This is a genomic window from uncultured Dokdonia sp. (assembly GCF_947492815.1).
In the GTDB taxonomy this organism is placed as follows: Bacteria; Bacteroidota; Bacteroidia; order Flavobacteriales; family Flavobacteriaceae; genus Dokdonia.
Genome location: NZ_CANLOB010000021.1, coordinates 86011 through 98134 on the forward strand (window position 1 = coordinate 86011; position 12124 = coordinate 98134).

Below are 12124 nucleotides of genomic sequence, written 5' to 3' on the forward strand. Positions count from 1 at the left end.
GTGATTATTTGTATTGTAGCTAAATCATCACCAAGTATGCTAAATGTATTATGAAGCCTTAAGTTGTGTACCTTCATTAATGATTGTATAAATAGTACGTTCTGTTACAAATAGTTTTTCAGAAAGCTCACTTACGATAACCTTCATTTGTTTTTCTTGATTCTCTTGTATATATGCTAATACAAAAGCTCTTCTTTTTTCTAATAATTTATTACTGCGTCTCATAGTGTATTATTGTTTTTTAAAAATTAATTATTATTAAATGGTGTTTTGATAATGTCATAGATCTTTTGATCTTCTAAAGAAATAAACGGACCTGAAAAACTTTCTACAGGAGTATGATTTTGATTTTCTAAAGCAGCCTCAGCACACAGTAAACCATATGTATTTTTCGTATTTGTTTCCCTTAGTGCTGTCTTATATGACAACTCCCAGATAAAATGATTTGTATTTTTCAAACACGCCTCTGTAGGATAAGAATATTGTTTCTCTTTCATTTTAAAGGTGGTATTTACCCCTCCTATTTTCTCATTACCTGAAAGGATCGCTTTATCTATACTCTTAGAAAAATCAAATACAGATTCATACTGGTTTTCATTTGCTCCTAAAGCTTCTATTGGCAATAGAATATATATACAAAAATCAACGGTTGCTATACGTACTTCTTCTGAAAAGTTTTTCCAATCAACAGATACGTATTTAAATAATAACGTAGGTATTTCAACTTGATGCTTAAGTACTTTATCATTATAAAAAGTGATGTTAGGTATAAAACCACTAAAACTCATTTCAGTCTCAATACGCTCCTTTTTATCCAAATAAAACTCTTTTAAAATCATTTGTTTGTTTCTATGAATCAAATATACAACATATGTTTATATATATCGTTGTATTTTTGCAAAAATTTAATCTTTTGATTAAAATTTAACATTTCGAAATAAATAAATCTTAAAAACAATCATAAACAGAATAAATTTAATTAATTAATAATTAAATACTTAAAACAAATAAACTACAACACAAACATATTACATACATATAATTACACAAAACAAACAAATGTTTGTTTTGCAACAGAAAAACCTTTATTTGTAGAATTAATATGTAGGAAATAAATTAATCAATGGAAAAACCTCTTAGAGAAAGAAGAACAAAACAGTACTCAGAATATGATGAAGTATGTATCATCTAAGACAATTATTCAGTTTTTCGAGCTATCTTAAAATGACAATCATCTACTAATTGTTGTAAACTATCTAGTTTATACTTACTGCGTATTTGTTCTTCTAATTGAATCTCTCTTTTAAAATTAGTTTGAGATTGCTCATTTAAAAATATGAATAGTATTAAACACACTATACAAACAGATTCAATTTTAGAACTACGCATCTTCTTAACTTTAAATAATTACGCGATAGCCCAAAAGCTTAGATGCAGCATAACTAGAAATATTTACTTGATTATCTTGATTACCTCCTAAGACAAAAATTTCATCCCCTATTCGATTAATAAAAAACCCTACATGGCCTTTCCAACTCTTTTTATCTTCTCTCCAAAAAATAACAACATCTCCTAGTTGAGGATCATTAGTTTCCATACCTAAGTCTAACCAGCTTTTTGCATCTAGCTTACCTGTATATGGCGCATCACTCATCTTAAACACCCAATTAACAAACGCAGAGCTCCAGCCCGTTTCATCTTTTAGTTGCTTTCCTTTATAGCCTAATTCTTTGAAATACTTAAGTACTTCGGGGTTATTCTTAGTCCCTTTTTTTTCTTGTATGCCATATTGACTAAAGGCATATTTCATGTGTTTCATCATTCTTTATTGTGTTCTATTGTAATTTCTAATATGAATTAGAGTTTATATATATGCGCCATTTCTTATTCAAATCTAGATGAGTACGCTTTCGCGAAAGCGCACCCATAACTACAAAACAAGATTTGACTTTAGGTGTATTATTTGCAATTAGAAGAAGTATCCTTATCTAATGAGTAGCATTCATTTTTTAGATTTAGAAAGCGTTTAGTTTTGTAGTGTTAATAGTAACATTAGCCCCTAACCCTCCATTTGAAAGCATTGTCCCAATTTTAGTGACGTTGATACCGGTACCTGTATCTTTAAATATATTCTCATCAGGTGTATCAAATATGAATTCAGAATCTTTAATAATGATTTCTTTGTTTGTATTATCGCTATTTGGATTATGCCTTAAGAAATCATCATCTGCTTCTATTCTAGAATTATATATCTTAATTTTCGCATTCAATTTTGTACCTGCATATACAGCATAATTACCTGCTGCTTTAGAACTTATCTTACCATAAAAAGAGAATATATTTAGAGTATCAAAACTAAAATCGAAAATAATTATGTTTCCTGTATTTCCAGGTCTTGAATGCCCAGTCAGGTCAACATTACCTCTTAGATTTATGGTTGCAGTTTCTCTAACGACCTTACTATCATCATAAAGACCATACCAGTTTATAGCTCCGCCTTTCATTTTCTTAAATGATAATATCCTTGCTGTTGGGAAGATTCCTAATGTCCCAATGGTTCCAGAAACAGCCAATGTATCTACGTTATAAAAACCTGTATCTGTTGAATCTGTGAGGTATTGACGTCTTGAAAATGTAAAGACATTACAAGTCACTTGATAATGCTTAAAGCATCCTCTCACTCTATTTCCTCCTCCATCACCAAATATCATTTCATTTGCATATGCGGTACTATTACTATTTGGAACGGCATCAAAAAGGAAATTATTTGAGCCTTCAGAATTACTATTCATAATAATTCTATCTGCAACAATATGACAATTAGAAAAATTAAAAGTTATAGGGTTTTCATCTCCTGTATTGATATGCCTGAATTCTGAAAGGGGTGCGTGATAATACCAAGTTCCTCCTGTTATTCTCCCTGTCACATTACTGAAATCTATTGTTATAGCTCTATCAGAATAAAAATAAGTACTTGATGTTGGTGTATCATCTAAAACAATACTACTTAAAAAATAATAAGTACTCACTCCTGGTAATGCTTTTGCTTTAGCTGCTGAAAACGTTTTAAATGGTTTATCACTATTAAATAATTGTGCCGTAGCATCATCTCCATTAATGCTATCTACATATATCGTATAAGGCGATAATGAAGAAAACTGTACCCTTTTATTAATTGAATCAAAAGAAGCACCTTCAAACTCAATAAACGCATCTACTGCAAATTGAGCAACGCCATTTTCGTCTCTCACTTCTATTTCGCTTAAACCACCACCAGGTATGCTAGCCTCTGCAAAATCTCTAAAATCTTGAATTAATGTATCATTAGCATTGTTAGAGAGTGTTGTTGCGTTTGTACTAAAACCTCCTACATCTATCGTAATACCAGAACCTGTAGAATTAATTAAATTGGTAGGGTTCTTTTGACGAATCGTCGTATTGTCTATTCTAACCCTTCCCGTGCCTGCTTTAGACATTAAATATGAATCGGTTACAATGCTACAATTTCTATAATTTAAATTACCTGTATTTACAGCAAGTATCCCTGTAGAATCAGCTACAGTAAGGTTTACAAAATCTATAGCGCCATTTGTAGAAACTCCTGTGAAATTAAGTAGTTTTACATGTCCTGTAAATGTTACCTGTGTTACCGTCTGAACTAACAAAACGGTAGCTTCTAGCGTATTTAAAAACTCCACAGTGATTGGTGAATTTGAATAATGGAACCTCAGATTTCCTGAGACTCTTTCAAAAGCTATTTTACCTGATCTTACAATAGTTACTAGACGTACATCACCTGTGATAAGTTGATTTGTAGTCACTTCAAATCCTAAACTATCAATAGATTGTAATAAAGCGCCGTTTGCTCCATACCCAGTAGCATCAATCAATTCAAAGTTTAATCGTCTTGTCCTACAAGATCCCATATGCATATTCATAATAAGACGATTGATCTTCTCTACATAATAGGTACGTCCAAAATATCTAGAGTTCCCTCCAGGCGAACTTATATTGATCTCATTTACATTAAAATAGCATATTAAATCTTCTGTGTTTAATGAAGAGAACCCGGTTGTTTTATTATCTATAAGACGTCCATTAGGTATATTAAAATACCATCGTATAGTACGACTCCCATTATTGGTATAAAATAAATTTCCTGAATTCGTATTATTTGTAAAACTGATATTTACGTATAAGTTAGATCTAAATTCTACATTTAAAAATGGAACTCTTTCATTTATAAAATGAGTTGTTTGGTTTACTAATATGATCACTATATATTCTTGATCTAAATCAATAGTCTTATCATAATTAACAAACACACCATCAATAGTTTTATAAGGTTTTGATGGATTGTTAATTCCCCCTGTGGTATCATCTCCTACAACACTATGCACATAATAATAAGTAGTTGCATCATCAATAAACTTGATTCTATTATTAGTGGGATCAAAAGAGACACCTTCGAGCTCTACATATTCATCTGAAGTGAATTGTACAACGCCATTTTCGTCTCTAATTTCTAAACCATTTAAAGCAGCTTTAGTTACATCGGTCGTTGCTAGTTTTGTATCTATTGTTTCTTGTAGATTTTCTACTTCGCTTATTTGATGAACAGCTGGATGTACATAGTTTTCTAGTTGTTCTAATTTCGATTTTAAAGATGTTGTAAAATCTTCTGTAGAAAGTTGTTTATTAGTTACTTTATCTACTTTACCATCTAGCGCATTCTGAAGGTCTGTCAGAACACTATTGGAAACTCCATCAGAAGATTGTGTGATTATTTGTTCTGTACCATCAGAAAGAGCAAAAACAAAATCTCCATCTGCATTTGTAGAAATATCTTTAATAGCAACTCCATCGTCTTTATGTAAAAAGCTATCTATAAGGTCTTCAAATTCTCTTTGAGTTGGTCTATCTCCTTTTTCAAAATAAGATTTAAGTATTTCTATACTTTTTTTCATAGTCTATTTTTTTGTCAAGCAGCAATATGCTACTACTACATTCTATTATTTTTTTCATCTATTGTATCTAGGAATCTTTTAAAAAGCTTTATTAATGAAGATCTTACAGTTTTTAAAAGCTTTGTAAGAGCGTCAAAATTTTTCACTTCTTTTTTTGTCCTAATTGCAATCACATTACTGAATATGGAAATCCCATCACTCACAATAAGAAGATCCATAACAAGAGTTACAAACCAATTAAAATCGTAATTAAGTCCTTTACCCATAAGTGCTAAAGACATTGGGATAAGCAGTACAGCTATCTTTGATACAAGTCCCAGTATTAATTTTTTAAAAGAAAAAGCTTCTTCTAACATAAATACTTTAACAACTCCTAAAAATGTATCTATTAGGATAAGACAGAATAATACTTTTAACAATTCAACGTCTATATCTATGTATACAAAGAAGGAATAAATGAGAATTTTTAATTCATTCGGGCATTCTAATATTTTTTCGTACATCCGGATTCCAATTATTTATCTTCAACAATAGATTTCTTTGCATGATCAAAATCAAAGACGCTTAAAAGATTTGAAAATCTTTTACCAAAAGAAGTCAAGGTTTCATCTCTTTCATTTTCGCCAAGATTATCACTAATAGTCTCTTGAACAACACCAAACCTATGCGTAGATGCATCGGTTATAAAGTTGTCATTTAAAAGCTCTCCAACTACAATATTCCCTGTAACATCTATACTGAGACTTACTTGTCGTAAATAACTTTTAAATGATTTCCACTTTGCTACTCTATACAAAAACCCAAGAGGGTAAATTCCTATAGCACTAATAATAGCAAAGAAGAAAAGAATCCATTCTCCATAATACTTTTTTGAGATTAATAAAAATGGGGTTAATCCCAAAATCACAGGGATCATAAAGCTTACAGTAATGACAAGCCATAGCAATGCCATTGTTGTAAATAAAACTTTTACAGTTTTCATAACATTTTTTTAAGGGTTAAAATCTGATTTGGGGAGTTTGAATATCAGTTTTATACATGTAAAGTCAACACAACTATTCAAGCATAAATATGTTAACAATCCTGTATATAGTGCGCCACTAAAGAGTGTTTGTTTTTAGCGTACGTTTCCTTTTAATTTTTCTATAAAATAATGACGTATGGTATTACCCTGCATATCATTCAATTCAAGTGCATTTATATATGATTGAAATATCATAGCTTCTTCTTCTGTTTTACCAGAAGCTACTAATTGCTCCTTTGTAGGCACAAATGCACTAAGCCAAGGCAATGAAGATTCCGTTTCTATGAGTTCATAAAGATCAGTTGTGGCATATGATTTATACTCTGTAAAATCTGTAGAAAATTCTCTAGAAAGCTTTCTTAATTCATCATATGCTTTCTTTTTTGCCGTTGAATTTTCATCATCTACCAGAATTCCTAGAATCACTAAAATTGCTCCTACTTTTTCTGACAATACACGCGTAATATTTGTTCTCCTTTTAAGACCTACTTCTAAAATCTGTCTATTGGTCTCATAAACTTTATATCGCACTTTCGCATTTTCTTCCCTAGTATCTAACACACCATTTTCAAAATAATACTGCCATTTCTTTTCACGTGAGTACATACCACGTTCTGCTGGGGGAAAATTAAGATCTGTATTTCTATACTCATATTTTTCAGAAACCATAACAACAGGTCGTTTCTCTTCCCCATCTTTATAGGAGTAAATGGTTTCTTTTACCAAACCATCATTTGTTAGCATAACATCTTCTATAAGTCTAACGCCTGATTGTAATTCTGTTACATAATTTATAGCCGTAATTTCTTTATCATACTGAGAAGGCACTACTAATGTTTTTAACAAATGTTTTGGGTCTGGGTTTTCATATACTGCTACTTCTTCCCAAGCCAATCCTAAGTGTCCATTTTCGGGTTGAAAATCTAATTGTGCTCTTACGTTACTATTGGTGTCTTTTCCTATCCAAATACTCATGGTTATATTATTTTAAATTGCACGTCAGCTCTTAATTCCCACCAATTATTCATTCTTCTTGGTGCAAAATTTACTGCTGGGCTAGGTGATACATACATGATAAAGCCTATTTCTTCTGAAGGCAACTGAACGACATCTACAGCTCCGCCATCTCCAATTCCTTCTGCGCTTCGCCATCTTCTCGAATCACGGCCGTTAGCCTCTCCAATACGTATTTTTTCGCTTGTAACAGTATTTAGTGCTACATCTACAAATTCATTAGTTTCACTAAAATCTCCTCTAAACTCAATGTTATTTAATTCTAATTGATGTCCTGGCTTTAAGACGCCATATGATGAGAGGTCTACAAAAAACTCTTGATCTTCCAGATTATTAGAAGAACCACCCAAGAAAACATTGGTTATATTAAAGTAAATAGGTTCTATCTCATGATATCCTTTTACTCCTTCACCATTTGTACCATAATATCTACTAGCACCTGGAGTTTCCTGATCTCCTTGTAGTTCTAAATTTCCAGCAACATCAGTAATAGATTTTGCAAAAGCAGCTTTATCACGCTTAATCGTATCTAAATCTTGTGCAGTTCCTGTATATCCTCCTTTATCTAATTTTGTGTTTTGCAAAGAAGCTGTAGTAGCCTCTAGCGCAGCTATATTAGTACGCAATCCTGTTAGATCTTCTTCTAAGCTAGATAAATCAACATCTATTGTTGAGCCATTTACAAGCTCTAAAGTCAATATTTTTGTAGTATCATCAAATGTAGTATTTCCTACAAAAAGATCTGTAGCAATTGCTTTTACATCTACAGTACCATCTGCTTGTACTACTAAATTCCTGAGTCCTGAACCTGAAAAATTTGAAATTTTCAATCCATTGATAAACTCAACAATTTCACTAAAGACTTTCTGCCCTTCTATAGTTTCATTTGCTGTTGCAGAAACTTTTCCGTCAAGAGACGGCTGTAACCCTTCAATCTCATCAATACGATGCGTTGGCGGATGTACGTAGTTTTCTAGTTTTTCTAGTTTCCCTTTAAACTCTGTGGTAAAATCTTCTGAAGATAGCTGTCTACTTCTTTGAACAGTTACTTTAGAATTAAGTTCGCTTTGAAGTCCTTGTATGGAACTAATTGGAATTTCATTTGGAACTTGTTTAATTACTTCTGCGGTGCCATCAGAAAAATTAAACACTAGATTTCCATCCTTATCCAAGTTTACATTTTTAATAGCAGTTCCCTCATCTTTATGTAAGAAACTATCTATAAGATCTTCAAAATCTTTCTCAGTAGGCTTATCACCTCTTTGAAACAAAGATTTTAAAGTTACTATACTTGTTTTCATCTAATCAATTATTTTATTTTTAAACATACTTCCTCCTTGTGCACATTTGTAAAATGCGCATTATCAACATTTAATATACTTTTTGAAATATGTAACAATCTCTCAGTGCCTATAGAACACTTAAGAAATAAAGGAGCTTTCTACAACTGCTACAAAGCCAAGTTTGACAAGGTCAAATTGGTTAAAAAGATATAACACTCATATCATAATGAATCCTAATTCTTCTTTCATTTTATACTATCAAATTCTCATTTTTCATATAGAATACTATACAAACATGTACATCTTTATTCTTGTAGGCCATATCAAGAAGGATGTTCTTTTTCTATTTTAGCACTCTTACTTCTTTATTTATTTATGGTGTAAAAATACAGTAAGAATCATATAAAAAATAACGTTTACTCGCTGTAAATCTGTAGCTTCAGCACAATACGTATAACCACGTACATGGAGTATCGTACAGAAAATAATACCAGAAGCCATATGTAGTATTAACCAGTTTTTTTCTTCAAAGAAGTCTTCTAAAATGTAGTGAACTCTGTTTGCACACCATCAGCAACTAGAACTTGTTTAACACATAAAACACACTAATTTTAATTATACATCTTACTTTTCGAATATGTTGTGTCTTTATACGCTTTCGCGAAAGCGTATACATCACTCATAAAATAGTATATTCAATACGACTTAGTTAATCGTTTTCTTTTTCCTTAATGGTTAAAGTTAAAAACTCCTCCAGCATAGGTATTCCTAATACTCGAACTGCACATCCATCTGGACAACTATGAATAGCTGCCTTAATCTCTTGTAATCTTGTTATTTCTTCTGGTGTCATATTCTTTTATTTTGCTCTTGTAAGTATTTGTGTAGATAACGATCTTCCTCCTGTATCAGTCACATTAGCTTGTCTATATACTAAAACGCCTTCTTCACTTGCGAAGATATATTTACCAAATAGGTTAGGCATATCTTCATATAAGAACCCGAAGCGTCCTTTAGGTGGGTTTTGATCTGAAGTATCTATATTTAAATTATTTGTATAGAAATCTCCTGCATGTTTAAAGGCTGTTAAAAACATAATACTATCAGAATATTTAATATACTGTCCTCGACTATATCCTAACAGACATTTATTAGTTTGCGTATTACTAAATGACAGTCTGTCTACACGTTTCCCTCCTATTATTGTATTTCTAATACGACAGTTCTCATCAAATGAGACACTTAAACTTGTTACTCCAAAATTAGTAGCATTTGCTAGCATCCCTCCTATTGTCAAGTACTGTATATCTCCACTATTATTAATTACACAGTTACTTAATATCGTTAAGTTCAAAACTGAACCTTTATTAGATAATTGAGAAACTGCATCAATTGCGACTACATTGAACAAAGCACCGTCAGATATTACTAGACCACCTACCATAAAAGTAGCATCCGTGATACTACTAGAAACTGTAAAATCTATTTTGGGATTTACAGAAAACTGTCCATCATTATTTCTTACAACGGTATTGTTTAAACTTTTTACTACAAAACGCTCAACAGTGTCTATTGGATTCCCTTTATCATCTAGAGGAAAAATAAAGAAATCTTTTCCATTTGCAATAGTAACAGCATTTACATCAACCTTATACACATTGTCTTCAACCGTTTCCATTCGTTGACCATACACTATTGATGAACCGTTAGTAATTCCTGTCTCAAATTCGTTTTCAATAGTTCCTGTTACTGTAAAATCTTGGTAAAAATTTTGATTTTCAACTCTAGGTAAGATATACCTATGTGCTTCTGTTGTATTTGTATTAGATAAAGAAAACGCATGGTTACCTCCTACATTATACAATGAACTATTTACTGGATTTTTAAGAATATAATTTAACCAATCTTCATTAGAGAGCTTGTAACGTCTGTAACGTTGTACGCGCCAATCTTTATTGACATCTATTAATCTATTTGCAGAGATTCTTCTTTTAACGATTCCGTTACGCTTACCAATAACCACATCATCTTCATTTTTAATCTCTACATCTGTAAAATCATATTCTAGTAATTCCCCTGGAAATGTAATACTCTCTGCTTGTAATGAAAATGTATTTCCAGAGATAGCGGTTACGAGTATTTTTTCTGTAGGCACTGCAATATTCTCTTCGGCAGTCATTTCCATATATGGGGTACCATCATGCACTTCTGTATTAATGACCCCATTAGGTTTCATCATTATTTTAAGATTAGCATCCAGAATAACCGCATCTTCATCTATGGTATCAAAACGTTTTATAGAAAAACTAAATACTGCCCCCGGTACGTTTTGTAAACCATTTGTGAATTTCATGAAAAAAGCAGAAAACAAACTTGTTACCGTTGCTGTATCTCCTACTTTGATATTTCCTGTATAGTCATCAGGTAAGCTCACAACCTTAATAGGAGTTCCATTACTAACCTCAGTGAGTGGTGGATCAAAAAAAGCAAAGCCAGAAACTGTACCTGTGCTAGATGCCGTTCTATTTATATTGGTAGTATTTGTCCCTTCAATGTAATAACGTGTTTGATAATCAGCAATGGTATACTTTTTCCCAACAATTAGCGCATTATTTTCTATTAATGTATTTAACTCTGTATAACTATATTCTGTAGTTGATTCTCCTACCAAATCCTCATCAAGAACCATACTATCAATAAGGTCGATAAACTCTAATTCAGTAGGTCTATCTCCTGTTTCAAAGTATGTTTTTAAAGTACTTCTTGTTTGTTTCATTCGTATCTATGTTTAGTATTTTACTTTTATATATAATTCAAATCATAGCCTATATAATATGCTAGGGTTCCTTATAATTTCTATAATAAATATGTGGAACTTAAATAGAAATACACTGTATTACCTTGACAGCCTTATTTTGTATTCTTTGTTGCATACAAAGAATGGCAGCATATGTTTATACGAAAAATACAAAGCATCATATCTCAACAGCTTCATTTTGAAACCTCAATCACAAAAAGTGAAGAACTCTTATTTTGAACGTACTTTCCCAGCGGACACCGAAGGAGTAGTATTATTGGCAGAAGTGGTAAAGAGATACCAATAACGCCTCCTCCGGCCGGGACAGTATTTTATTGAGTTATAAAAAAATTACGCTTCTTAATTTCTCTTTTATGTAAACTCTTACCTATATAAAAATCATCAGTATAAAATTATTGACGCATTCTAGCAATCATAAAAACATTCTTTTTCAAGATCAATAATTCAGTTTCAATTTCTACTAACACCACAGCAAAATTGAACAACAAAAATACTATCAAAAAGCGATAAACATGAACCTTAACTTATAGTATATCAGTAGTTTCAACTGATTGTTAGTTTTACTGAAGCTACTGAAAACACACTGTTTTTCTTTACTATTTAAGCTATGACTTATGTAATTTTAAAATCTCAAATAAGGAGCTATAAATGGAGATCTATTTATATTAAGGAATTTATAAAAGCATCAAATTCCTATTTATTTTTTAAGCAATACCATGAGTAATACTAGTTAAGACATTATATAACTTGGGGTGAGTTTTTAAGGCCAGGAAGTTTCGATACTACTTCATTCATCGATAAGCATTTTTTTTATTGTGTGTGCGCTTTAAGTGATCATATTCTACAACATCACTTAACGACCTGGTCTTATAACTCGATTACCTTTCAAAAATACATTATTTCGCAAAGACATTTTTCTATTAAGAAAAATGTCTTTTTATGGATCATTCCTAAAAGTTGTGTGTGAATTAAAATAGAAGTTGGATTTTTGTAAAAAAAAAATGGAACTGTCCTTAGA

The 12124-nt window shown here is 31.5% G+C and carries 11 protein-coding genes; all 11 read right to left on the reverse strand.

All coding sequences use genetic code 11. The features are described from left to right. Nucleotides 1-48: 48 nt before the first annotated feature. The 11 genes from Q1A01_RS17170 to Q1A01_RS17220 all read right to left on the reverse strand — a co-directional run bounded on the left by Q1A01_RS17170 (nt 49) and on the right by Q1A01_RS17220 (nt 11064). Nucleotides 49-225 (reverse strand): hypothetical protein, encoded by a 177-nt coding sequence (locus tag Q1A01_RS17170; RefSeq protein WP_299683442.1) that lies wholly within the window; start codon nt 223-225, stop codon nt 49-51. 23 nt (nt 226-248) lie between these two features. Then, nucleotides 249-839: a hypothetical protein gene (locus Q1A01_RS17175; protein ID WP_299683444.1), complete on the reverse strand. Its 591-nt coding sequence runs from the start codon at nt 837-839 to the stop codon at nt 249-251. Between the two features lie 358 nt (nt 840-1197). Further along, entirely contained in the window at nt 1198-1389 is a 192-nt protein-coding gene (locus Q1A01_RS17180; protein ID WP_299683446.1) for a hypothetical protein, read from the reverse strand. A 10-nt stretch (nt 1390-1399) separates the two neighbouring features. Next, nucleotides 1400-1822, reverse strand: a complete 423-nt coding sequence (locus Q1A01_RS17185; RefSeq protein WP_299683448.1) for a TIGR02594 family protein — start codon at nt 1820-1822, stop codon at nt 1400-1402. Between the two features lie 193 nt (nt 1823-2015). Continuing rightward, on the reverse strand, nt 2016-4967 hold the full coding sequence (locus Q1A01_RS17190; RefSeq protein ID WP_299683450.1) for a hypothetical protein: 2952 nt from the start codon (nt 4965-4967) through the stop codon (nt 2016-2018). 35 nt (nt 4968-5002) lie between these two features. Further along, nucleotides 5003-5470, reverse strand: coding sequence for a phage holin family protein (locus Q1A01_RS17195; protein ID WP_299683452.1), 468 nt, complete (start codon nt 5468-5470; stop codon nt 5003-5005). An 11-nt stretch (nt 5471-5481) separates the two neighbouring features. Continuing rightward, nucleotides 5482-5949, reverse strand: coding sequence for a hypothetical protein (locus tag Q1A01_RS17200; protein WP_299683454.1), 468 nt, complete (start codon nt 5947-5949; stop codon nt 5482-5484). A gap of 135 nt (nt 5950-6084) precedes the next feature. Further along, nucleotides 6085-6966, reverse strand: coding sequence for a hypothetical protein (locus tag Q1A01_RS17205; RefSeq protein WP_299683456.1), 882 nt, complete (start codon nt 6964-6966; stop codon nt 6085-6087). A gap of 2 nt (nt 6967-6968) precedes the next feature. After that, nucleotides 6969-8306 (reverse strand): hypothetical protein, encoded by a 1338-nt coding sequence (locus tag Q1A01_RS17210; RefSeq protein ID WP_299683458.1) that lies wholly within the window; start codon nt 8304-8306, stop codon nt 6969-6971. A gap of 691 nt (nt 8307-8997) precedes the next feature. Further along, nucleotides 8998-9141, reverse strand: a complete 144-nt coding sequence (locus tag Q1A01_RS17215; protein WP_299683460.1) for a hypothetical protein — start codon at nt 9139-9141, stop codon at nt 8998-9000. Nucleotides 9142-9147: 6 nt separating this feature from the next. After that, nucleotides 9148-11064, reverse strand: coding sequence for a hypothetical protein (locus tag Q1A01_RS17220; RefSeq protein WP_299683462.1), 1917 nt, complete (start codon nt 11062-11064; stop codon nt 9148-9150). Nucleotides 11065-12124 lie beyond the last annotated feature (1060 nt).